This window comes from Adlercreutzia faecimuris, from assembly GCF_022669055.1.
GTDB classification, from domain to species: domain Bacteria; phylum Actinomycetota; class Coriobacteriia; order Coriobacteriales; family Eggerthellaceae; genus Enterorhabdus; species Enterorhabdus faecimuris.
The window spans coordinates 40,626-63,673 of the sequence record NZ_JAJMLW010000002.1 but is presented as its reverse complement, the minus strand read 5'-3'; the positions used below and the strand labels follow the sequence as shown (position 1 = coordinate 63,673).

15 protein-coding genes and 2 pseudogenes are annotated in these 23,048 nt (G+C 66.3%); 4 read left to right on the top strand and 13 right to left on the bottom strand.

Features of this window, described 5'->3' with window-relative positions:
- Positions 1-221: 221 nt before the first annotated feature.
- The 7 genes from LPT13_RS05475 to LPT13_RS05445 form a co-directional block, all read right to left on the bottom strand.
- Positions 222-878 (bottom strand): amino acid ABC transporter permease, encoded by a 657-nt coding sequence (locus LPT13_RS05475; protein WP_242164401.1) that lies wholly within the window; start codon positions 876-878, stop codon positions 222-224.
- Positions 875-2,176 carry an amino acid ABC transporter permease gene (locus tag LPT13_RS05470; protein WP_242164400.1) on the bottom strand — a complete coding sequence of 434 codons (1,302 nt, stop codon included), beginning with the start codon at positions 2,174-2,176 and terminating at the stop codon, positions 875-877. The genes LPT13_RS05475 and LPT13_RS05470 overlap by 4 nt, the downstream gene beginning before the upstream one ends.
- Positions 2,176-3,147, bottom strand: a complete 972-nt coding sequence (locus LPT13_RS05465) for a transporter substrate-binding domain-containing protein (protein ID WP_242164397.1) — start codon at positions 3,145-3,147, stop codon at positions 2,176-2,178. Before LPT13_RS05465 ends, LPT13_RS05470 begins: the two co-directional genes overlap by 1 nt.
- A gap of 9 nt (positions 3,148-3,156) precedes the next feature.
- Positions 3,157-3,888: an amino acid ABC transporter ATP-binding protein gene (locus tag LPT13_RS05460; protein ID WP_242164395.1), complete on the bottom strand. Its 732-nt coding sequence runs from the start codon at positions 3,886-3,888 to the stop codon at positions 3,157-3,159.
- Between the two features lie 99 nt (positions 3,889-3,987).
- The gene (locus tag LPT13_RS05455; RefSeq protein WP_242164393.1) at positions 3,988-5,334 is read right to left on the bottom strand and encodes a DUF1385 domain-containing protein; all 1,347 of its coding nucleotides are present in this window, start codon (positions 5,332-5,334) and stop codon (positions 3,988-3,990) included.
- 18 nt (positions 5,335-5,352) lie between these two features.
- Positions 5,353-6,033, bottom strand: coding sequence for an FAD-dependent thymidylate synthase (thyX, locus tag LPT13_RS05450; protein ID WP_242164390.1), 681 nt, complete (start codon positions 6,031-6,033; stop codon positions 5,353-5,355).
- A 179-nt stretch (positions 6,034-6,212) separates the two neighbouring features.
- Positions 6,213-6,908 (bottom strand): flavin reductase, encoded by a 696-nt coding sequence (locus tag LPT13_RS05445; RefSeq protein WP_242164388.1) that lies wholly within the window; start codon positions 6,906-6,908, stop codon positions 6,213-6,215.
- A 311-nt stretch (positions 6,909-7,219) separates the two neighbouring features.
- Here LPT13_RS05445 and LPT13_RS05440 point away from each other — a divergent pair, with 311 nt between their 5' ends.
- Positions 7,220-7,588, top strand: coding sequence for an Hpt domain-containing protein (locus LPT13_RS05440; protein ID WP_242164386.1), 369 nt, complete (start codon positions 7,220-7,222; stop codon positions 7,586-7,588).
- Between the two features lie 78 nt (positions 7,589-7,666).
- On the opposite strand, the gene LPT13_RS05435 is transcribed toward LPT13_RS05440, so the two are convergent.
- Positions 7,667-9,211: a cell wall-binding repeat-containing protein gene (locus tag LPT13_RS05435; protein WP_242164384.1), complete on the bottom strand. Its 1,545-nt coding sequence runs from the start codon at positions 9,209-9,211 to the stop codon at positions 7,667-7,669.
- Between the two features lie 250 nt (positions 9,212-9,461).
- Between LPT13_RS05435 and LPT13_RS05430 the strand changes: the two genes are divergently transcribed.
- On the top strand, positions 9,462-11,258 hold the full coding sequence (locus LPT13_RS05430; protein WP_242164382.1) for a winged helix-turn-helix transcriptional regulator: 1,797 nt from the start codon (positions 9,462-9,464) through the stop codon (positions 11,256-11,258).
- Between the two features lie 3 nt (positions 11,259-11,261).
- A complete protein-coding gene (locus LPT13_RS05425; protein WP_242164380.1) occupies positions 11,262-12,203 on the top strand; it encodes a DMT family transporter in 942 nt (313 codons plus the stop codon).
- A 227-nt stretch (positions 12,204-12,430) separates the two neighbouring features.
- On the opposite strand, the gene LPT13_RS11915 is transcribed toward LPT13_RS05425, so the two are convergent.
- From LPT13_RS11915 to LPT13_RS05400, 5 genes and pseudogenes are all read right to left on the bottom strand, one after another.
- Positions 12,431-12,784: a hypothetical protein gene (locus LPT13_RS11915; protein ID WP_430622571.1), complete on the bottom strand. Its 354-nt coding sequence runs from the start codon at positions 12,782-12,784 to the stop codon at positions 12,431-12,433.
- Positions 12,782-12,904 (bottom strand): annotated as a pseudogene (locus LPT13_RS11910) (N-acetylmuramoyl-L-alanine amidase family protein); the annotation flags it as partial. The gene LPT13_RS11915 and the pseudogene LPT13_RS11910, both read right to left, overlap by 3 nt.
- Before the next feature lie 9 nt (positions 12,905-12,913).
- A pseudogene (locus LPT13_RS11905) lies at positions 12,914-13,036 on the bottom strand (N-acetylmuramoyl-L-alanine amidase family protein); the annotation flags it as partial.
- Positions 13,037-16,212: 3,176 nt separating this feature from the next.
- A complete protein-coding gene (locus tag LPT13_RS05405) occupies positions 16,213-18,579 on the bottom strand; it encodes an N-acetylmuramoyl-L-alanine amidase (RefSeq protein WP_242164378.1) in 2,367 nt (788 codons plus the stop codon).
- A 73-nt stretch (positions 18,580-18,652) separates the two neighbouring features.
- On the bottom strand, positions 18,653-20,413 hold the full coding sequence (locus tag LPT13_RS05400) for a GH25 family lysozyme (protein ID WP_242164376.1): 1,761 nt from the start codon (positions 20,411-20,413) through the stop codon (positions 18,653-18,655).
- Positions 20,414-20,795: 382 nt separating this feature from the next.
- Here LPT13_RS05400 and LPT13_RS05395 point away from each other — a divergent pair, with 382 nt between their 5' ends.
- The gene (locus LPT13_RS05395; protein ID WP_242164374.1) at positions 20,796-23,030 is read left to right on the top strand and encodes an MBL fold metallo-hydrolase; all 2,235 of its coding nucleotides are present in this window, start codon (positions 20,796-20,798) and stop codon (positions 23,028-23,030) included.
- The last annotated feature ends 18 nt before the right edge of the window (positions 23,031-23,048 follow it).

Sequence of the window (23,048 nt, the reverse complement as noted above, 5' to 3'; positions counted from 1 at the left end):
GGAGCGCCCCCGCAAGCGGAAAGGCGCCCCCTTTTGCCGGAAATCGGGCGAAAACGGCCCTCTGAGGGCGCTCGAGCGGCGAAACGGAGTGCAGAACCGCGCGGATTTGCAGCCGGGGGCCGAAAACGGGAGGGCAGGGCCTCGGGAGCGCCCGCAGGCGGACGCGCAGGGCCTCGGGAGCGCCCGCAGACGGACGCGCAGGGCGGCGGGCGCGGGGCGTCTTAGCGGTCGCCGCGGAGGCGCCGCTGGTAGGCGCGCACGGCCTGGGACAGCGTGAAGCACACGATGAAGTACAGAAGCGCCATCAGCGCGAAGATGGCGAAGATCTGCACCGTGGAGTTGTAGCTGTTCATGAGGATCATGCCGCGGCCCATGAGCTCCTGGAGCGCCATGGCGCCCCACAGGTACGACGTGTCCTTGATGGTGGTCACGAACTGAGACAGCAGCGCCGGCACCATGTTGCGCAGGGCCTGGGGCAGGATGATGTGGACGTACATCTGCGCGCCCGAGAGGCCCTGGGAGCGGGCCGCCTCGTACTGGCCGCGGGGTACGCCAGCCAGCCCGCCGCGGACGATCTCGGCCACCGACGCGCTCGTGAACAGGGTGAACGCGAGCACCGCGGCCGGCAGCGGCGGCAGCTGGGCCACGAAGAACGTGAACATGATCCACAGGAGCAGCGGCGTGTTCTTGAACAGCTCCACGTAGGCGGCCGCCAGCGCGCGCAGCGCCCTGATCCGCGAGCCGCGCATGACCGACAGCACGGCGCCGAGCACCGCCGAGCATGCGATGGAGAGCGCGGCGATGACGAGCGTGAGGCCGAGCCCCTCCAGGAGGAAGCGGATGTTGGTCCAGGTGAGCAGTGCCATGACGTCGCTCATCGCGCACCCCCTCCCCCGCCGCCAGGGCGCCTCGGGTCGCGGGGCGCGCCGCGATGGCCGCCCGGAGCCGCCGGCCCGCGGCCGCGGCGGGGCCGGGGCAGCGCGCCGTGGGGCGTGGTGCGGCCGGCGCCGGCGCCGGGGCGGCCATGGCCGAGGCGGCGGCGCCCGGCGCGGGTGTGGAGCGCCTGCCAGGCGCGGCCGCGGTCGCCGCCCGAGGCGTCAAGGGCCTCCTGGGCCAGCTCGCGGCCGATGTCGTCGGCTATCTCGGCGGCCTGATTGCCGCTGAAGGGCGCACGGCGGAAGGGCACGGAGCCCACCGGGGCGAAGCTGCCGGTGAGGGCCGCGGCGGTCGGGACGCCGCCCGCGCAGGCGCCGGGTACGTCCTCACCCGGGACGCAGGGGGCCAGCGCCACGTCCCAGGCCACGATGGTGACGGACCAGGCGTGCAGAGGGTGGCGCGGCGAGGGGACGCGGCGGGCGGGCACGAGCGAGGTGGTGCCCTCCATCATGGTGCCCACGCCGCCGGCGAGCGCGCCGGCCGCCGCGTGGCCCGTGATGTCGTGGGACCCGGGCGTCACCTCCAGGGGATCGCTCGCCAGCTCCTCGGTCGCGTCGCCCGTGGTCACGTGCCGGTGGGCGAGCATGCGGCGCTCCAGATAGACCGCGCCGCGCGACAGCGGGAAGCACAGGGCGAAGTACAGCACGGCGGCGGCCACGTAGGCCGGCCCGTAGTAGCTCGTGTCGCCGGCGAAGGAGTTGGCGAAGTACATGAGCTCGCCGCCGGCGATGAGCGCCAGCACGCTCGTGTTCTTCACCAGGTTGGCCGCCTGCACGGCCAGGGGCGGCAGGATGATGCGCATGGCCTGGGGCAGGATGACGAGCGTCATCACCTGCGTCGGCGAGAACCCCTGGGACCGGGCCGCCTCGAACTGCCCGCGGTGGATCGAGCCGATGCCCGAGCGCACCACCTCGGATATGTAGCCGCCATGGTACACGCCGATGGCGAGGACGCCGATCCAGAACGACGCCAGCGAGAGCCCGAGCAGCGGGAACACCGCGTAGAGCACGAACACCTGGAGAAGCAGCGGGATGTTCTGCACCACCTCCACGTAGACGCGGGTCACGGCGCGCAGGGCCCGATGGCGCGACACGGAGAGCACGCCGAACACGAAGCCCAGCACGAGCGCGATGAGGAGCGCGAGCGCCGAGATGGCCACCGTGGTGCCGAAGGCCGCCAGGATGTCGGGCCAGCGCTCGGCCAGCGCCGCCCACTTGTAGGGCGCGAACACCTCGGCCATCACCCCTCGCCTCCCCCGGCGGCGGGATCATCGGCCACGTCGCCGGCACCCAGGCCCGCGGCGCCGTCGGCCTGCTCGGACTCGACGTCGGCCTCGGTCACGAGGGAGAGCCCCCAGCGCTCCTTGAGCGCCCGCAGGGTGCCGTCGGCCTCCATGGCGGCGATGGCCTGGTCGACAGGCCCGCTGAGCGCGCTGCCCTTCCTCGTGGCCACACCGTACTCCTGAGGGGCGAACCGGGTGGGAAGCAGGAACGTGGAGGAGTCCTGGTACCCCACGAGGATGGAGCTGTCCACCGAGAACGCGTCCACGCGCCCGACCACGAGCGCGATCTTTATCTCGGGGTAGGTGGCATACTCGGCGAACTTGAGCGTGATGCCCAGCTCGCGGGCGGCGGCGCCGAGCTTGTCCTTGGTGGTGGCCGACAGCGCCACGCCCACCGTCTTGCCGTCGAGCCCCGTCAAATCGGTGATGCCGGAGTCCTTGCGCACGAGCACGCCGATGTGGTCGATGTAGTAGGGCCGCGAGAAGTCGTAGCTGAGCTTGCGCCGATCGGTGATGGTGAAGGTGGCGAGCGTCGCATCGAGCGTGCCGTTGTCGAGCATGGCGCCGCGCGTGGTGACGTTCACCCCCGTGACCTGGAGCGCGTCCGGGCTGCCCTTGAGACGCGCGGCCAGCTCGCGGGCCACGTCGACCTCAAGGCCCTCCACCGATCCGGTCTCGGGGTTCTGGAAGCCGAAGCCGGGCACGTCGATCTTGGTGCCCACGCGCAGCACGTCGCCAGACGGGGCGCAGCCGGACAGGAGCGACCCGGCGCCGCCCAGCAGGCAGGCTGCGACCGCGGCGGCCGACAGGCGCGCGAAGGAGCGGCGCGAGAGGGGCGCGGAGCCGGCGGCAACCGGCGCGACGCCGAGGGGCGCGGAGCCGGCGGAGCGCTCGCCAAAGGCGGAAACTGGGCGGTTCAGGCAACTCACGACAGGCTCCTAGAGTATCTTCGAGAGGAACGCCCTGATGCGGGCGTTGTCGGTCTCGCCGAAGATGTAGCCGGGAGTTCCCTGGTCCACCACCAGGCCGTTCTCCATGAACACCACCCTGTCGGCGGCGTCGCGGGCCAGGCCCATCTCGTGGGTGACCATGACGATGGTCATGTTCGTCTCGGCCAGCGACTTGATGACGTCGAGCACCTCGTTGACCATCTCGGGGTCAAGCGCGCTGGTGGGCTCGTCGAGCAGCATGATCTTGGGATGCATGTTGAGGGCGCGGGCGATGGCCACGCGCTGCTGCTGGCCGCCGGAGAGCTGGTCGGGGTACTTGTCGAGCTTCGACGAGAGCCCCACGCGCTCCAGGTAGGCCACGGCGGCCTCCTCAGCCTGGGCCTTGGGCACCTTGAGCACCTTCTCCGGCGCGAACGTGACGTTCTCGAGCACGGTCTTGTGGGGGTAGAGGTTGTAGCCCTGGAACACCATGGCCACCTCGTTGGCGAGCTTGCGGGTGTCCACCTTGCGCGCCATGAGATCCATGCCGTCCACGACGATGTCGCCCGAGTCCGGGCGCTCGAGGGCGTTGATGCAGCGGATGAGCACGCTCTTGCCCGAGCCGGACGGCCCGATGACGACGACCTTCTCGCCCTCCGCGACGTCGAGCGAGACGCCCTTGAGCGCCTCCACCTTGCCGAAGTTCTTGCGGATGTCCCGAACGGAGATGAGGGGATCCACGGCGCCACGCTCCTCTCTGAGACGTGCCTGACAGCCTCAGAACATGGTAGCGTCGCGCCTGGCTCCGTTGATTTCGCCGCGTAAACGAGACCCCGACGGTTAGCGGACGGACGTCGCGCGCGCCTCGGCCGGCGTCATCGCGCGCGCCTCGGCCTCCTCGCGGGCGAGCACCCGCTCCATGGCGGCGATGGCGCAGGCCAGCTGCTCGTCATCCGGCTCGTTGGTGGTGAGGTACTGCATCTGCATGCCGGGCCAGAGGATCACCCTCACGAGCGGGTTGTCTGGATGCGAGCCGGCCCACTTCACCGTGATCTCGTAGGAGAGCCCCGCGATGAGGGGCATGAGCAGGATGCGCACGAGGATCACGAGCGCGAGCTTCGGCGCGCCATTCGGCACGCCCCATGCGTCGATGAGGGCGTTCACGGGGAAGATGGTGTACACGAAGATGGCGATGACCATCACCATGATGAGGAACGCCGTGCCGCAGCGCACGTGCAGCCGCGGGAACGAGCGGGCGTTCTTTGGCGTGAGGGGCAGCTCGTGCTCGTAGCAGTGGATGGTCTTGTGCTCGGCGCCGTGGTACATGAACATGCGCCGGATGTCCTCCATGCGCCCGATGAGCCACAGGTAGAAGACGAACACGGCCACGCGCAGCAGGCCGTCCACCACGTTCCACAGCACCGTGCGCTGGTCGTACTCGCCCACGATGAGGTTGGTGATGAAGGCGGGCGCCACGATGAAGAGCACCACCCCGAGCACGAGCCCGAGCACCATGGACAGCGCCATCTCGCGCTTGCCGAACGACTCCCCCTTCCCCGCGCCATCGGCCGCGGGGGCCTCGGGGGCCGGCGCGGGGCGCGGGGCCCCGGCCGAGGGCGGGGCCGGGACGGCGGGGGCGTCCCCGACCACCTCGAGCGTGCGCTGGGCGCCGAGGGCGTCCACCATCACCTCGGGCCGGCCGAAGTCGCGCTGCCACGAAAACCGGCCCTCATCTTCCCGCGCCTCGTAGGAGCCGTCGTCCCCGGCGAGGCCGGCAGGATCGGGCATCGGCGCGGGGCGCGGGGCCTCGGCCGAGGCCCCGGCGCCCGTCTCCGCCTCGGCGGGACCTTCGGCCGCCGGCGCTTCCCCCGCCGCGCGCGGGGCGCCCTCCTCGTCGCCGAAGGCGTGGAGCGCCGCTATCTCGAGGGCCTTGTAGCCCAGCATGAGCGACTCGACGAGGGCGCGGCAGCCGCGCACGAGCGGCCAGTGCATCCAGCCGTTGCGGTCGGCGCCGCTCGCCAGGTCGTGCTCCTCCACGTAGATGCCACCATCGGGCTCGCGCACGGCCACCGCCCAGTTGTAGCGGCCGCGCATCATGACGCCCTCGATGAGCGCCTGGCCGCCCACGTGGGTCTTGCGCGCGCCGTCCTCCGAGAACGCGCGCGACAGGTCGCTTCTCCTCTCCATGGGCCTTCCGTCCGACCGCTAGGCGCGGGTCACACGGGGATAGGGGTTTCCGCAGGTCATCTTGCCCTCAGGGCATTCGCCGTGGACGCAGGGCGCGCCGGCGTCCACGAAGATGAAGGGCGCGGTGGGACGTGCCAGCTCGAGCATGCGGTGGGCCAGCTCGCGGATCTCCCACTGGGCGCGGTTGCAGCAGCGCAGCTCGAAGAAGTGCAGCAGCTCGCGCACGTTCATGGTGATGACGATCTTCGTCTCGGCGGCGTTGGGCAGCAGGTAGCGCGCGTCCTCGGCGGGGATGCCGGCCTCGATCAGACGCTCATAGGCGGCGATGGCGGCCTCGACGGCCTCGTCGAAGACGCGGCTGGCCTCGGGATCGGCCGCGATGGAGCCGGGCTTGACCGTCTCCAGGCCGTTCGTGAACTTCACGTAGCGCTGCGACTGCTGGTTGAAGCTGGCGATGCGGTGGCGCACGAGCTGGTGGGTGAGCGCGCGGGACACGCCGTCCACGGCGAAGGTGTAGCTCGCGTGCTCGAGCGTGGAGAAGTGCCCCGAGCCCATGATGGTGGAGAGCACGCTCTCGACGCGCTCGGGCGGCATGGTCTCCATGAGCTCGGCCGCGCCGACGGGCGCATAGCACAGGCGCGCGGCCGTGGCGATGGCGCGCTCGGGGTCGGGGGTGTGGTAGAGGAGCTCGACGTGCATGGAGGATCCTTTCGAGAGGGGCCGCGCGCAGGCGGCCGTTCGTCCTCCTGAGAGTATATCGGCCCCCTGCCGTGACGAGGGAGCCGCGGGGGCAACCCGCCGAAAAAACACGGCGGGGCGCGCCGCGGGGCCTCAGCCTCCACACGACGCGCCCCGCGGCCCTCAGGCGCCGCCCCGCCCTAGAGGCGGACGCGCTCGAACATCTCGCGGCCGACGCCACAGATGGGACACGCGTAATCCTCGGGCAGTCCGTCGGGATAGCCCTCCTCGATGTAGCCGCAGAGGGTGCACTGCCAGCCCCAGCGCTCGGCCGCGGGCTCGGGCTCGGGCTCGAGCTTGGCCGCGGCCGCGGGCTCGGACGCGAGCTCGGCGTCCTGGAAGGACGATGCCCTCGGCGGGGTCTTCCCGCGCAGCACGGTATGGTAGTAGGCGTAGGTCATCGGCGGCGCGTCCGAGAGGCGCTCGGCCTCCTCGACCTCGCCAATGAACATGAGGTGGGTTCCCACGTCGACGACCTGCTCGACGCGCACGGAGAACCGCGCGACGCCCGCGGAGGTCACGTACGGCACCTCGGCAACGTCGAGCTCGTGCGAGCAGGCGGAGAACTTGTCGAACTCGCGGCTCGAGCGGAAGCCGAAGGCCCCGATGAGGTCCATCGTCGCCTCCTCCCCGAGCACCGTGACGGCGAAGCGGCCCGTCTCGCGAACGGCCTGGGCGGTGGCGTTCTCCTTGTTGAGGGCCACGGAGACCCGCGGCGGAGCGGAGGTGACCTGCTGGAACGTGTTGGCCACGCATCCCACCTTGAGATCGCCCTCGCGCGAGGTGACGAGGTAGAGCCCGTAGCTCAGGGAGCGGAACGCCGACTTGTCTATCATGACGGCCCCTTTCGTGTGTCGGATGGGCGGAGGCGCCTGCCTTCCGCATCGGCTAAGGGTACCACGACGGCCGCCGAGATGAAAACGCGCCTTGCCATGGGATCCCCTCCCCCGATGGCCGCCAGCCGACCGCCGAATGCGTCAAGAAGGTAACGGGTGCCTGTCAGCCTCTTCCCGAGACAGCTGACATAATTAAACTATGCTCTAGGTTCTACGAGCCGACGCGGAGGCGCCCTTGGCGCCGCGCGGGGCGCCGTCGACGGAAGGCGATCGTCATCGGACGCCCCTACGGGGAAAGGAATGCGATGACGATGACCGAGACTCTGGCAGACAAGCTCGCCCCCTACGGGATCGACTACGTTGACGCGATGAAGCGATTCGAGGGCAACGAGGCCCTCTTCGAGCGCCTGGCGCTCAAGTACCTCAACGACACCCACTTCGCCGGTCTCGTGGCGGCGCTCGAGGTCAAGGACTTCGACGACGCCTACAACCAGGCCCACAGCCTGAAGGGCGTGGCCGGCAATCTCTCGCTGCGCGCCCTCTACGAGGCCGCCACCTTCGAGTCCGACGCCCTCCATGCCGGCGAGTACGAGGCCGCCGAGAAGCACCTCCCCCAGGTGGAGGAGGCTCACAAGCTGGCCGTCAAAGGACTCGAGGCCCTACGAGACGGCACGTTGTAGCGACCGTCTTCGCCCTAGCTGCCAAGAAGGCCCCGGAGACCAAGTCTCCGGGGCCTTCCTCTCTCAGGCCGCGCCGCCCTAGCGAGCGCAGAGGCTGCAGGGACGCGTCTTGCCAGCAGCTTGCGCGTCGGCCGCCGCCCCGCTCTTGAGGCCCGTGGCCCCGACGAGGCTCTGACAGCCCTTATCCAGGTGATAGGCAACATGATCCTTATCTGACCACCAGACGGTCTTGGTGGAGCCCACATCCCCCGAACCAGTACCCGTCGAAGAGCCCGAGCCCGTCGTGCCATGGTTGGGAACCCACTTGCCATCGGCGCCTACCCAGTAGTCGTCAATCCAGCGACTCACGGCCATGGATCCGTCCGCAGTCAGGAAGTAGTTGCCGATCCAGGCATTCTCAACCCGGGCCCCCGAGGCCTGGAGGTAGTACCACTTGCCGCCAACGTTCTTCCAGCCCGTGGCCATGGCGCCTGTGGGCTCCAGGTAATAGGAGGCCTTGTCCAGCTTGAGCCAGCCCGTGGCCATGGCACCGGAGTCCTTGAGGTAGTACCACGTGCCGCCCGGATTGGCCCAGCCCGTGGCCATGGCGCCTGTGGGATAGAGGTAGTACCAGGTGCCGCCGAGGGTCTTCCAGCCCGTGGCCATGGCGCCCGACCCCTCCAGGTAGTACCACGTGTCACCGTCCTTGGCCCAGCCCGTGGCCATGGCGCCGGAGTCCTTGAGGTAGTACCAGGTGCCGCCATCCTTCATCCAGCCGGTGGTCATAAGGCCCGACTTGCCCAGGTGGTACCAGACGCCGCCCAGGTTCTTCCAGCCGCCGGACGTCATGGCGCCGGAGGGCGCCAGGTAGTACCAGCCCTCAGCGAGCTTGAGCCAGCCAGTTGCCATGACACCGTAGGTCTTGGCATCATCTGCATTGGCGCCGAAGTGATACCACGTGCCGCCCACGTTGGCCCAACCCGTCACCATGGCGCCTGATCCCGCCAGCAGATACCACTTGCCGCTCTGCGACAGCCAGCCAGTAGCCATGTAACCGCTTGCGTCGAACCAGTAGCGCGCGCCGTCCACAACCCGCCAGCAGGAGACGGGGTAGGTGCCGTCGCTGTTCTTGTACCACCAGCCACGGGCGTTCTTAACCCACGAGCCCGGCAGAGCCACCTCGTTGCCAGCGCTGCGCTTGATGGCGAAGGTGGTCGTCTTGATACCGTCGTAGTCGCCCACGCCCACCACGCTTACCACGCCCGTGCCGGGCAGGAGGTTGGAGGTGTAGTCGACGCGGTAGTCCACGTCCTTCGCGAGCGTGCGGTCATCCAGCTTGACCGTGACGGCCGGCTCAACGACGCGGCCGGTGTACTCGAACGTCGTGCCACCCGCGAGGGTGAGCGTCGCGCCGGCCAGGGACACAGGCTCGGGCTTGGGCTTCTCCTCGCCCCCGCCGTCCTTGTCGCCCTCGCCTTCGCCGACATCGTCCTTGCCCGCGTCGACAACCGGGTCATCGACCTTCGCTGCCACATCCGCCCCGCCCGCCGCAGGCTGCGCCTCGTCGGCGAAGGCCAATGCCGGGCACAGCCCGAGCGCGAGCAGCGCCGTCATCAGCAGGGCCGTAAGCCGTCTTCTCCCCATAGATCCTCCTTCGTCCCCCGCGCCGGGGCGCGGTATCGCGAAACGCTCTCCGCGCCATGATACCGCGAATCGCGCCGCGCCTTCCCGAAAGGCCGGCTCCACCCATAAGCCCACGCCGCTCATGGGCGTCAAACGTTCATTTTCATAAATTTGTATTTATTTTTGAACACTTCATCCTATAATGGCAAATACTGTTTCCAATATTGAACATGCGTTGGCGAAAAGCACGCAAAAGGAGGACGCGAGGCCCATGGCCGAGAGGGAGCTTCAGAAAAACGAGTTCGCCGTTCTGGCCGCGCTTGAGCGCGACCCGAGGGCATCCCAGCGAGAGCTGGCACGGCGCACGGGACTTTCCGTGGGAACGGTAAACGCGGCGGCTAAGACGCTCGAGGCATCTGGCCTCACCGCGAACGGCTCCCCCACCGATAGGGGGCGCACCGCGCTCGCTCCCTATCGCGTGGAGAACGCCGTCATCATGGCCGCGGGCATGTCCACCCGCTTCGCCCCCATCTCCTACGAGAAGCCCAAGGGACTGCTCAGGGTGCGCGGCGAGGTGCTCGTCGAACGCCAGATCGAGCAGCTTCGCGAGGCGGGCATCGCCGACATCACCGTCGTCGTGGGCTACAAGAAGGAGTACTTCTTCTACCTCGAGGAGAAGTACGGGGTGAGCATCGTCGTCAACAACGAGTACGCCTCACGCAACAACAACTCCTCGCTCATGGCCGTACGCGACCGCCTGGGCAGCACCTACGTCTGCTCGTCCGATGATTACTTCACCGAAAACCCCTTCGATCCCTATCAGTGGAAGGCCTGCTACTCCGCGGCCTTCCAGGAGGGACCCACGAGGGAGTGGTGCCTCGACATAGGATCAGGCGATCGCATCAAGGGCGTCACCATCGGCGGCGCGGACGCCTGGTACATGATCGGCCACGCCTACTTCGATCGCGCTTTCTCGCAACGTTTCGTCGAGATACTCGAGGCCGAGTACGACCTGCCGCAGACGGCCGACAAGCTGTGGGAGGAGCTCTACGTCGACCATATCCGCGAGCTCGACATGGTTGTGCGCCGCTTCGCCCCTGGCGTCATCTACGAGTTCGACTCCCTTGACGAGCTGCGCGAGTTCGACCCGCTGTTCCTCGAGAACGTCGACTCAGAGGTGTTCGACAACATCGTCGACGTACTCGGCTGCACGAAGACCGAGATTCGCGACGTCTACCCGCTCAAACAGGGCCTCACGAACCTCTCCTGTCACTTCCGCACCGACGGCGGCGAGTTCGTCTACCGCCATCCCGGCGTAGGCACCGAGCAGCTCATCGACCGCTCGGCCGAGGTCGCAGCCCTCAATCTGGCCAAGAAGATGGGCATCGACGACACCTTCATCTACGAGGACCCCCAGAAGGGCTGGAAGATCTCTCACTTCATCCCCAACGCCCGTCAGCTCGATCCCCACGACGACGCCCAGCTGGCCCGCGCCATGGCCGTGGCACGCGAGATCCACAGCTGGGATGTATCCGTCGAGCGCTCCTTCGACTTCTTCGAAGAGGGGCTGCGCTATGACGCGCTGCTGCGCGAGCACGGGCCGGTGGACGTGCCCGGCTACGAGGAGATGCTCGCCAAGGCCCGTCGCCTGCGAGAGTTCGCCGCTGGTGACGAGGCTCTGCGCTGCCTCACCCACAACGACTTCTTCTACCTGAACTTCCTCTTCGACGCAGAGGATCGCCTGGCGCTCATCGACTGGGAGTACGCGGGCATGGCCGACTACGCCAACGATTTCGGCACCTTCACCGTGTGCTGCGAGCTTGACGAGGTCGAGGCGCTCGCCGCCCTGCGCCACTACTTCGGCCGCGAGCCCACCTTCGAGGAGATGCGCCACAACTTCGCCTTCGTAGCGCTGGCCGGCTGGTGCTGGTATGTCTGGTCGCTCGTGAAAGAGGCCGAGGGAGACTTCGTTGGCGAATGGCTCTACATCTACTATGACTACGCGCGCAAGTACATGGACAAGGTTCTGCGGTGGTACGACACCGAGGCCATGATCAGCGAGGAGTAACCTATGAAGTACGGACTGACGAGCGGCCTTCTCTGGGGCCTGGACACGGTGATCCTGGGAATCGCCCTGGGGATGTCACCTTACATCGGCACAGTCGAGGCGCTAGCGCTCGCCGCCATCGTGAGCTCAGCACTCCACGACGTGTTCTGCGCACTGTGGCTCTTCGTCTACATGGCGGTTCGCGGGAGGCTCGGCGATACGCTCGCCGCGCTTAAGACGCGCAGCGGCAAGGTGGTCATCCTCGGCGCGCTCCTTGGCGGACCCATCGGCATGACCGGCTATGTGACGGCCATCAACAACATCGGCGCGGGCTACACGGCCATCATCTCGTCGTTCTATCCCGCTTTCGGCACGGTGATGGCCGTGCTGCTGCTCAAGGAAAAGATGGCTGCCAAGCAGGTGGCCGCCCTCATGGTAGCGCTTGCCGGCATCATCACCATGGGTTACCTCTCGGCAGACACGACCGTGAGCGGCGACCCCCTCCTCGGCCTCATCGGCGCGGCCGCCTGCGTCATCGGCTGGGGATCCGAGGCGGTGCTGTGCGCCTGGGGCATGCGCGACGATGCCGTGGACAATGAGACGGCCCTGCAGATTCGAGAGACCACCTCGGCCATCGTGTACTGCCTGGTGGTGCTGCCCCTGTTCGGCGCATGGGCCTGGACGGCGAGCGTGATACCGTCGCTTGCGACGGGCGTGGTGGCGCTGGCCGGCCTGGCGGGCGCCACGTCGTACCTCTTCTACTACAAGGGCATCGCAGTCATCGGCGCCGCCAAGGGCATGGCGCTCAACATCTCCTACTCGGCATGGGCGGTGCTCCTCGGCGTTGTCCTGCTCGGCGCCATCCCCGGCCCCCTTGAGATTTTCTGCTGCATCGCCATTCTCTGCGGCACGGTGCTGGCTGCGAGCGACTGGAAGGAGCTCTTCAGCCGTCCAGCTCGGGCCTAGCGCAAGCCGAAGACATCCGTCTGACCCAAGAGGGCCCCGGCAGTCGCCGGGGCCCTCTTGGCGAAAGGGCAGCCCTTTCGGCCAACGCGCCCAGACGAGATGACCGCCGGGCCGGGGCAAGTACCGGGGATCCAGCAACCGTCAGGCGCTCCCCCGTCAGCCGGCCGACTCTGGGTCGTGATGCACGAGGGCTCCGGCGTTAGCCAGAGCCCTCGTTCCTCTGCTGGTTAGCGAATCCAACGGCCATCAGCACCCACGCGCCAGGGGCCGATCCAGGTGTTGGTGGCCATGGCACCCGAACCGGTAAGGTAGTAGTCCCCCACCCAGGTGTTGGCAGCCATGGCACCGGAGCTGTAGAGGTAATACCAGGTACCGCCCAGGTTGAGCCAGCCCGTGGCCATGGCGCCGCTGCCATGCAGGTAGTACCAGATACTACCTAGATTGAGCCAGCCCGTGGCCATGGCGCCGGATCCGTGAAGGTAGTACCAGGTGCCGCCGACGTTGGCCCAGCCGACAGCCATGGCTCCGCTGCCATGCAGGTAGTACCACGCCCCGCCGATCCAACGCCAGCCCGTTGCCATGGCGCCCGAGCCTTCCAGCCAGTACCAGGTGCCGCCCAGGTTGAGCCAGCCCGTTGCCATGGCGCCGCTGCCATGCAGGTAGTACCAGATGCCGCCGACGTTGGCCCAGCCGGTGCGCATGGCGCCCGTCGAGGGATCCAGGTAATACCACGTGCCGCCGACGTTCAGCCAGCCGGTGGCGCGCACGCCGGCCGGCGTCCCGTAGTACCACGTGCCGCCCACCTTCTGCCAACCCGGCGCGCAGGCGGGCATCTGAGGCTTGCTCGGCGTAGTGGGCGTAGCGGGGTCGGTCGGAGTGGTAGGCGTCGTCGGAACGACGGGATCAATCGGCTTGACGGGATCGGGGGGTTTCACCACCGACGAAGACACGATCTTGAACGCGGCCTGGCAAGAGCCCTGATAGTTCGCATTTCCAGCGCTCACCGTCACCGTGGCGATTCCCACATTGACGTTGTTCGTGTAGGAGACGATGTAGTTGGAGGGATCAACCCGCTTCCCGCCCAGAGTCACCGTGACGGCCGGCCTTATGGCCGAGCCCGTGTGCTTCTGGTCGGAAATGGCGGCGATGGCGGCAGCCTTGAGATTCGCTGGGGTTATGGCGAAGGACACTTCCTTCGTGCCCACATAGCGGCCCTTTCCCCTCAGCGTCATTCGTGCAGTGCCCGCGTTGACGTTATCCGCGTAGGACACCGTGAAGTCGGATCCCTCGACCAGCTTCACTCCATTCACCGTCACAGCGATGCTCTGCGTCTTGGGCGTGCCGTCATACACCTTGCTCATCACGCCCGTCACCGCAGCAGAACCGATGTCGACAGACGAAGGCACCGTAGCGTCAGGCGCCTGATAGCGACGCAGGGACGCCGTTCCGCCAGCCGTGTCGTAAGCAGAGCAGTAGACCTTGTCGTTGAGCAGCGCGATATCCGCGCCCGAGGCGCTCGCCGCCACGCTCGCGCCAAGCGGCGTCCAGCGCGCGCAATCGGCTGCCGAAGCATGGAAGACGCGCACCGGGTTGGAGGAGCCGCGCTCCGTCACGGCGGCGTAGAGCTCCCCGCCGCGCGTGGCGAGCGAGGCGATCATGGTCTTGGGGAGCGCGTCGCCCAGATTCATCGCCTTGCTACCGCCGCCTGCGACAAGCGACATCACCGCGGTATCGCCGTCCTGATTCGCCAGGAGCGCATAGGTGGCCGAGCCGCTCACCGCCGCGCTCACCGAGGTGGCGGACGAATCCCACAGAGTCTTGAGGATCCATGCGCCGCCCTCGTACGTCCAAGCACCGGTCTTCTGCGAGGTAGCCTCGTTCATGGCAAAGTTTCCGCAGATCACAGTTGGCTTGCCAGCCACTTCGGCGATGACGGGGTTCGTCGGGTGACCACAGGGCGCGCCACCGGCCTGCTCACGCAGGTTCGACCCCTCAAGCACGTAGAGACGCGACTTGCCATCAGCCTGATCGGCGAAGACGTAGACCTTGCCGCCCGCAACGCCGATGGCGGGCGTGCTGCTTGCCGCGGCCACGCGTGCGACTTCACGCCACGCACCGCCCGAGTAGGCCTTCACGATCAGATTACGATGGTCAGAAAGCAGCACGTGGGGCGCGCCGTTCAGGACGCAGAGACCGTAGGCGTCAGGGCTCTGGGCAGCCACGCCCAGGCTCGCCCAGCTCGTGCCGTCATAGGCGAAGACCCGGGTCGTGGAGCTGTTCACCGCTCCCACGGAGGTGAGCACATAGGCCTTGGAGCCGTCGGAGGCAATGCGCGCCCCGATGACGCCCGAAGTCGGCAGCGGGCTGGAGCCGTCGGCGCTCGTCACCATCTGCCAGATGCCCGACGCATCGTAGTCGGGGTAGGCCACCTCGAAGGTGATCGAATCGGCGGCCTGGCTCTTCACCGTCACCACAATCCCCGAGTTCTGGCCGCTCGAGTAGGTGATGGCCCCGTCTGCAAGCCCCTTGTCCATATCGGCGGTGCCGAGGCTCTTGCGGCCCGACGCGCTCAGCTGAGCGTTGCGCACATCCCCCGCGCCGTCGCCGCGCACGCCGTCGTTCGCCGTGGTCTCACCAGGGCGGAACAGGTAGACGTAGTCCTTGTCGCCCTTGTTGCCGTTGCCATTCGTCTTCATGGGCGGATTCACGCGGTACACCAGCAAACCGGATCCGCCGATGGTGCTCGGCGAATTCGCCATGGTGGTATCGAGGGCGGAAAGGTCGGTCGTATCGGTGTTAGCCTTGCGGTACTCCGCGACGAAGTACTCCGAGTCGGATAGCGGAGACTTGAACATGACCGCCTGGCGCTTGCCGGATCCAGGCGCATAGAGCACGAACGTGCCCTCGCCCACCTCCTCGATGGAGGTCCAACCGCAATCCTCGAGCGTGATGGCAAGCGGCCTCATGAGGCGAGACCCCGCATGCTCGGCCATGATATCCCACACGCCAACCGGCTTGCCGCCGCGGCTCTCGACCGCATTGCCCGCACGATAGAGATCCTTCGCCCCAAAGACGTGAAGCGTCTCGTGGATGACGGTGCCTGGCGCCGAGAGATGGGTGGTGTCAACCACCGTGAAGCATACCGCCTGCACGCTCTTTCCGCCGCCAGTCAAATAGGTCGGAGTGCTGATGTCGGAGCGCCGCGGCCAGAAAGGGCTCGAGCCGCTTGAGGGCGCAACGCCATTCATGTCGGGAACCACGAGGATATTGTCGGCGTAACCGTCACCATCTGCATCGAGGACGCTTACGTCAAACGAGCCGTACGCCTCGTTGAAGGCGGCCACCGCATCGGCCGCAAGCACCTCAGCGCCGCCGGCGCCCAGGCCCTCGTAGTAGGAGCGTGACTGAGGAAGGGTGAGGTAGGACACCCTTCCCGTACCCTCATCGGTCTGGGGGCTCAGCGTCTCCAGGCGCACCTGTCCTCCTGAGACCTCTTTGAGATAGCTGTAGAGCGTAGGGCTGACGTACTTGCTAGCGGGAACGCCATTGAGTACCGTGCCGAGCCGGTAACTCCAATCGGTGCCGCTGCCATAGGAATAGGGCGCGTTGAGCCCCGTGTCGTCCTCGCCGACCGTATCCCCGGCGAAGCGCACCACCAAGACAAGCTGGTGGCGGTTCGCGTCGGTTATGCCTTCCGGACGATAGGAAGGAGCAGCCGTCGTTCCCTCATCCGCTGCGAACGCAAGGAAGGGGACGGCAAGGGCGCAGGCCGCAACCAACGCAAAGAACAGGCGGACGAACCGGCTTGGGGTAGAGCGGCCGCGCATCGCACGAGACGCAGAGCGAGTCATCAGTTGTCCTCCGTAGTACTCGGGGGGGATTAGCTGACGGCATTGTACAACGTGCACGCCTACCTGTCATCGGCCTTGTCCGCATCGAGAGCCATCATGACGAGGAGCGTCAACGGGCGGCTTCTTCCAACAGGAGCCCGAACGCCCCGGAGGCGACGCTACCCCACCTCAGCCATCACGGCCAGGAGCTTCTTTCCGTAACCTGCATCGGCAGCCCAGCCCTTTCCGTCGGGGTTGTCGGGGATGCCGAGCCACTCGACGTAGGGCGCGCATCCCCGCGTGACGTACTTGAAGCGCTCATCGACGCAGTCTTGCTTGAGAGGCTGCTCACAAGCGTAGGCCTTCAAGTGCTGCACCTGAGCGCGCACGCCGGTGCGCACGTCTGCGTAGGAGTTGCCGGGCACGCCGTTGCCCGTGGCGCCCAAACCGGCGAAGTTAAACTGCTCCACCTTCACGTCGCCGCCAAACCGAAGCCAGCCCGTCTCCACCATCATCTGGGCAAACACCACATCAGCGCGCACGCCCTCGGCGGCCGCCTCCTCCGTGACGATGGCGCAGAAGGTAGCGATGTCAGGCGCGCCGCCACGCCCCAGGGCCTCGGACGGGTAGGCGATCTTCCCGCCGCTTGCCTTCACCTTGGCCTCGTAGAGCGCCGCCAGGTCGGCCGGCTTCACCTCGGCCGCGCCCATGATACCGGTGAGGGACGGCTTGAGCGCCTCAGGCAGATCGGGATCGTCCACCCATAAGCCCGTAGCGTCGAAACGGTACTCGATCCCGCTGATAGTGCGCAGGCCGCGCGCTGCCGCGCCTGAGGACTCGAGGTAGTACCAGGCGCCGTCCTGCTTGAGCCAGCCAGTCTGCATGGCACCGGATCCCGCCAGGTAGTAGCGCTGCTTATCCACTGTCACCCACCCGGTGGCCATAGCGCCAGAGCCTGGCCTCAGGTAGTACCACGTACCGCGATCGCTCATCCAGCCCTCGGCCATGGCACCGGAGGGGTAGAGCCAGTACCAGGTGCCCCCCTGGTTGAGCCATGCCGGGCCACGACGCATGGCACCCGATCCTTCCATGAAGTACCAGCTGCTCCCATCGTGAGCCCAGCCCGTGGCCATGGCTCCGGTTTCCTTGTCAAGCCAGTACCAGGTGCCCCCTTGGTTGAGCCAGCCGGTCTGCATGGCACCGGAACCCGTCAGATAGTACCATGTGCCCCCGCGGTTGAGCCACTGGCTGTGCAGCATGGCCCCCGACCCGTCACACCAGTACCAGGTCTTGCCGTCGAGCACCCAGCCGGTGGCCATGACGCCCGTCTCCCTGTCGAGCCAGTACCACGTGCCGCGGTCGTTGAGCCAGCCGGTAACCGCCGCACCACTCGGCTGAAGGTAATGCCAGTGCCCCCCAAGCATGTGCCAGCCGCCCGAGAGCATAGCGCCCGAACTCGTCAGGTAATAGAGGCATCCGTCCACCTTGGCCCACCCGGTGGCCATGGCTCCGGAGGCGGGAGTCAGGTAGTACCAGGTTCCACGGTCGTTGAGCCAGCCGGTGAGCATGGCGCCCGAACTCGTCAGGTAGTACCAGGTACCGCCCACGTTCTGCCATCCGGTAAGCATGAAGCCCGCACCGTCGAAGAGGTACCGCGCACCGTCTATCTCTCGCCAGCCGCCCGCAACGTAGCTCGTGCCATCATGGTACTTCCACTTGCCATTGACCTGCTTCCACCCGGGAGCAACGGTCAGACCGTAGAACTCGGCTATGCCGCGCGCGTCAGCTTGGCCGATGCGCGTCAGCGTCGTATCGCTGCGCAGGAGCACGACATCACTTGCATTGGTAATGAAGGCATGCTCGACAATGATGCTGAGCATGCCGGCCATGCGCGCATGGTAGATGACGCCATAGTAGTCAGAGGCAGACCCGTCGGGATAGCGACCGCCCGCCTCGGTATTGCGAATCTTCGGCCCGCGGCTGGGCAGGCCCACCGTAGACAGCTCCGCGAGGATGCCGCGGGCAAGCCCCTGGCCCTGGGCGTAGAGCCCCTGGTGGAAGGTGGCGTTGTTGGGATGGTAGACTTCGGCGCCGCGCACGGTCACGCTTCCGCTGTTGATGTGGAGGCTCACGAAGACGTCGGCATCGGCGCCAAGGGCGCGGTCAACGCGCTCCGAGAGCGAAGGGCACTCGTTCTCGGAGCGCGTGAGCACCACACGGGCGTCATAGGACCGCTCGAGCTCGGCCTTGCAGGCCAAGGCGATCTTCCAGTTCAGATCCTTCTCTTGGAGGCCATTGCCGAGCGCGCCAGGATCGCGACCGCCATGACCCGGATCGAGCGCGATGGTGAAGATTCCATCAACGTCGCCCTTGGAGTCACCCCCGCCAGCGCTCTCCCCCTCCCTCGCAGCGTCGCGCGCACTGACCGGGGCGGCCTTGTCGCTGATGCGCGCCGAGGACATGGAGACAACCCGAGCGCCCGGATCCTCGGGCTCGGAGCCCTCGCTCGCCCATGCGGCAGGCGCCGGAGCAGCTAGAACAGCCAAGGTCATTAGAAAAAAGAGCGCAGCTGCGAGCGCGCCGCGAGCTATACGACAGAGCACCGGTTCCTCTTTTCCCTTAGCGAATCCAACGCCCGTCGGCGCCGACGCGCCACGGGCCGATCTGCGTGCTGACCGCCATTGCTCCCGATGCGGTCAGGTAGTAGTCCCCCACCCATGTGTTGGCGGCCATGGCGCCGGAACCGTGCAGGTAGTACCACGTCCCGCCCAGGTTGACCCAGCCCGTGGTCATGGCGCCCGAGCCGTGCAGGTAGTACCAGGTATCCCCAAGCAACAGCCACCCGGTGGCCATGGCGCCGTTATCCCGCAGGTAGTACCACGCCCCGCCCAGGTTGACCCACCCGGTAGCCATGGCGCCGGAGGGGTAGAGCCAGTACCAGGTGCCGCCTACGTTGAGCCAGCCATTCGCACGCATGACGCCAGAGGCCTCGCACCAGTACCATGTTTTGTCATCGAGCACCCAACCGGTGGCCATAGCACCCGAGGACGCGAAGTAGTACCAGCTGCCGTCCAGGCTGCACCACCCCTTCGCCATCTTGCCCTGGGAGTCGAGCCAGTACCAGATACCGCGATTCAGCCAGCCGGTGAACATGGCGCCCGATGACTCGAAGTAATACCAGTCGCCGCCAACCTCAACCCAGCCGACGCGCATCCTGCCGTCATCTCCTAAGTAATAGCGGGATCCGTTGACGGTCTGCCAGCCCTTGGCCATAGCACCCGAGCTGCTCAGGTAGTACCACGTCCCGCCCAGGTTGAGCCAGCCAAGCTCCATGGCGCCCGAACTGCTCAGGTAGTAGCGCTGGCCCTCGACATCCTGCCAGCCGGTGAGCATCTTGCCGTCCTTGTCGAAGAGATACCAGCGACCAGACACGTAGAGCCAGGCAGGCTTGCCGGCAGCACCTTTGAAGGGTTCGCCGTTCTGCTGGTACCAGTACCAGGCACCGCCCTCCGCATGCCAGCCGAGCGGCTTACCAATGTTGGATCCGATTTGGAAGTCGAGGTCGACGTTGCCGACGATGCCGTCGACAGATCCCTGACTCGTGCACTGCCACATGTCATAGGGCTTCTTGTAGTCGCACTTGACGTTGTACTGGGCCACCCAGCGCGTCCAGCGATCGAACACCGAATCGGTGAGGAAGGTGTTGTACCAGTAGAGGTTCGCATAAGTGCCGGCACGATAGCCCGCCGCCTCCACCTTCTCGCAGAACGCCTTGGCCATCTGCCCCAACAGCACCCGGTTGGACGTGGAGGCCATCGAGCTTTCCTCCAGGTCTAAGTATACGGGATAGACGGGCTTGTGGCCGCCCTTCTGAAGCTGGGCGATGACATGCTCGGCCTCCGCCGCCGCATCCTCCACCGTCTTGCCGTAACTGTATATGTAGACGCCGTAGGGAATGCCCAGGCGCTCACATTCCGCCACGTTGCGCAGCCACTGCTTGTCGACCATGGGCAGCGTGCGCCGATAGCCCACGCGCAGGATGGCGAAGTCGATGCCATCGGCTTTGACCTTCTCCCAGTTGATGATGCCCTGCCACTCGCTCACGTCGACGCCCTTGCGCGTGGCGTTGGGAATAACCTCGCCTCGGCTGTTCACGAAGCCGTCTGGCCCCTGAGACCAGGGCGCGAGGGAGCGCGCGTCAGCGCTGAGGGCCATGATGGGCGCCTCGTCACCTGCCACGGCAACGGGCTCGCCGTCCTGGTAGCGCCAGCTGTTGGGAACGTCGGCATTGGGATCGGATGCATCCGGAGCCACATCGGGTTCGACGGCGAGGGCCGCCGTGGGCACGACGGACAAGGAGAGGACGATCGCAAAGAGCATCCGAGGGATTCGTCTGATGGCAAAATCCATGGAGAGACTACCCTTCTCCGCGCCAAGCAGGAAACCGGCGTGACTCCTGGGGAGACGCGACGCACAAGCCCGACGCGGCAAAGCAAGCGGGGGCGGACTGCATTTGGTCGGCTACAACGTTTTACCCCCTCGGTGCGCCGATCATAGCATCTTTCCTCCTTACGTGTGTGAAGAAGCCGCGATATTCGCTCCCCACGCACTCCTCTCCCCAACGCATCAGCTTGCTTATACACAGAGTGGACAAATGATCCCAGCGCCGCTACGAACAGCTTTGCGACCGCAACGGTTTTGATACAATCGAGCATCGAAAAACAACGTAAGATCGACAAGACGTCTCGGAGGAACGTTCGCCATGCATCGCAACACCCCCATCGCTAAGGAAACCGCCGCCTGGCGCACCTTCCGCATCGCCCTCGCACTCACCCTCGCCACGACTCTCACCCTCCCCACCGCCGCCCTGGCTGCGTCTTCGGTGGACGCAGTGACGCCCGCCACGTCCACCGAAGACGCAGCGGGTTCAAGCCAAGACGCCCCGGCAGACGCCTTGCAAGCAAGCCCTGCGGAAGAAGCCGCCTCAGAACCCCTACCGTCTACGCAGGATAGCCCCGCAAGCAGCCTCATCGAATCCAAGTTTAACGCCCGGCCCGAGTCCTCCCCCTCTACCGACACGCCGATTCAGCAGCCTGCGGCGGCAGCAGCTGCCGAACCGCCAGCTGCCGAATCGGCAAAGTCGGGCAATCCGGCCCCGGCGGCACTCACCACCAACGGTCCTACGCGCATCCACGTGCTTGCCTTTGCGGGCGTATCATGCGATGCGATCCTTCTTGAATCGAATGGCCGGTTCGGCATGGTGGACGCAGGCGAAGATACCGACCGCCCCGACGGAAGCAACCCCCGCTACCCCGCCAATCGCCCCTTCACCAGCAGTGCCGACCAAGGCGTGGAGAAAGAGGTCGTCGCTTACCTGAGAAGCGCTGGCGTCACTGAGGACAATTTCGACTTCTTCATCGGCACCCACCCCCACAGCGATCATATCGGTGGCGCCGACACCGTCATCTCGACGTTTAAACCCAAACGCGTCTATACACCCGAATACAAGGATGAGTACATAAAGCCCTACGTCGACGAGAACGGCATCACCGCAAGCTGGGAGAAGCACCCTTACCTCTGGGATAACCTTTATGTCTACGATCAGCTCATCGCAGCGTCCGAGCGCGCTGGATCCGAGCTCATTCAAAGCCTCAGCCCAAGCTCGGCCTCCTTTAGTCTCGGAAACGATATGCATATCGAGATCGTTAATTATGACGAAGGCTACAAGACCACCCCGACGACCGATGCCAACGACTTCTGCTGGGGCGTGAAGGTCACCGCACACGGGAAGAGCGCCTTCCTCTCCGGCGACATCAACAACTACCAAGGAGACGAAGACGCCCTCGCAAAGACGCTCGGCCACATCGACGTGCTTAAGCTCGGGCACCATGGCGTCTCCGGCTCCAACTCCATTCCCTACCTCCGCGCCATCTTGGCAACGCCTGCCGGATCCGCCGCTCCTCTCGTCTTGCAAACAGGCCCGTTCTCCCACTGCCCGTCCGAACTCATCAACACGCTGGAAAGCCTACATGCCGCGCATTACCTTACCTTCGAGGCGATCGCCAGCGGTAAGGGGGCTATCGTTGTCACCTTCGGGAAGGACGGCATCAGCACCAACGTCGCCGGCTCCCCGGCCACCCTTCGGCAACGATGGACGTCTCCCTTCCTCACAAGCTATGCCAACGGAAGGCAAAAACCCCTTTTCGGATGGGTCTTCCACAATGGCAACTGGTATTGGTTCGAAAACAGCACTCACGCAACCGAAAGCCAATGGCTCAACAGGGGCGGCATCTGGTATTACCTGACCGAGAGCGCAACCATGGCCGTAGGCTGGGCCCATGATGGAAGCGCCTGGTACTACCTGAACGGATCGGGTGCCATGCAGACCGGCTGGCTCAACATCGGCGGCACGTGGTACTACCTTGCCCCGTCTGGAGCCATGGTGACCGGCTGGCTAAACGAAGGAGGTACTTGGTATTACCTGGCCAGCAGTGGCGCCATGGCCATCAGCTGGTACCAAATCGATGACACCTGGTACTTCTCCGACGCATCCGGCGCCATGCAGACCGGCTGGCTCAACATCGGCGGCACGTGGTACTGGCTTGACACATCGGGCGCCATGGCTGAGAACGCATGGCGCAACATCCGCGGCACCTGGTACCACCTGGGAGCAGGCGGCGTCATGCGTACCGGGTGGTTCCAAGTCGGCGGCACGTGGTACCTTGCCAATGGGTCAGGCGCCATGCTGACCGGCTGGCAGCGCATCGGCAGCACGTGGTACTACCTCCACGGCTCGGGCGCCATGGCCGAGGGCTGGGTGAACCTGGGTGGCACGTGGTACTACCTGCAGCCAGGCTCTGGCGCCATGCACGTCGGCTGGCTGCAACTTGACGGCACGTGGTACTACCTGAACGGCTCAGGCGCGATGCTAACAGGACGTCAGATCATCGACGGCCATCCCTACGTGTTCGCACCCAGCGGAGCGATGGTCGGCTGACCCCTCCCCGCTTCCTTC

What these genes read in the sequence shown, in the direction of transcription:
- LPT13_RS05445 (WP_242164388.1), bottom strand. Translation starts at nt 6,908, where the DNA reads ATGATAGACAAGTCGGCGTTCCGCTCCCTGAGCTACGGGCTCTACCTC.
- LPT13_RS05400 (WP_242164376.1), bottom strand. Translation starts at nt 20,413, where the DNA reads ATGCTCTTTGCGATCGTCCTCTCCTTGTCCGTCGTGCCCACGGCGGCC.
- LPT13_RS11915 (WP_430622571.1), bottom strand. Translation starts at nt 12,784, where the DNA reads ATGGCAACGGGCTGGCGTTGGATCGGCGGGGCGTGGTACTACCTGCAT.
- thyX (WP_242164390.1), bottom strand. Translation starts at nt 6,033, where the DNA reads ATGCACGTCGAGCTCCTCTACCACACCCCCGACCCCGAGCGCGCCATC.
- LPT13_RS05470 (WP_242164400.1), bottom strand. Translation starts at nt 2,176, where the DNA reads ATGGCCGAGGTGTTCGCGCCCTACAAGTGGGCGGCGCTGGCCGAGCGC.
- LPT13_RS05475 (WP_242164401.1), bottom strand. Translation starts at nt 878, where the DNA reads ATGAGCGACGTCATGGCACTGCTCACCTGGACCAACATCCGCTTCCTC.
- LPT13_RS05435 (WP_242164384.1), bottom strand. Translation starts at nt 9,211, where the DNA reads ATGGGGAGAAGACGGCTTACGGCCCTGCTGATGACGGCGCTGCTCGCG.
- LPT13_RS05440 (WP_242164386.1), top strand. Translation starts at nt 7,220, where the DNA reads ATGACCGAGACTCTGGCAGACAAGCTCGCCCCCTACGGGATCGACTAC.
- LPT13_RS05395 (WP_242164374.1), top strand. Translation starts at nt 20,796, where the DNA reads ATGCATCGCAACACCCCCATCGCTAAGGAAACCGCCGCCTGGCGCACC.
- LPT13_RS05455 (WP_242164393.1), bottom strand. Translation starts at nt 5,334, where the DNA reads ATGGAGAGGAGAAGCGACCTGTCGCGCGCGTTCTCGGAGGACGGCGCG.
- LPT13_RS05430 (WP_242164382.1), top strand. Translation starts at nt 9,462, where the DNA reads ATGGCCGAGAGGGAGCTTCAGAAAAACGAGTTCGCCGTTCTGGCCGCG.
- LPT13_RS05425 (WP_242164380.1), top strand. Translation starts at nt 11,262, where the DNA reads ATGAAGTACGGACTGACGAGCGGCCTTCTCTGGGGCCTGGACACGGTG.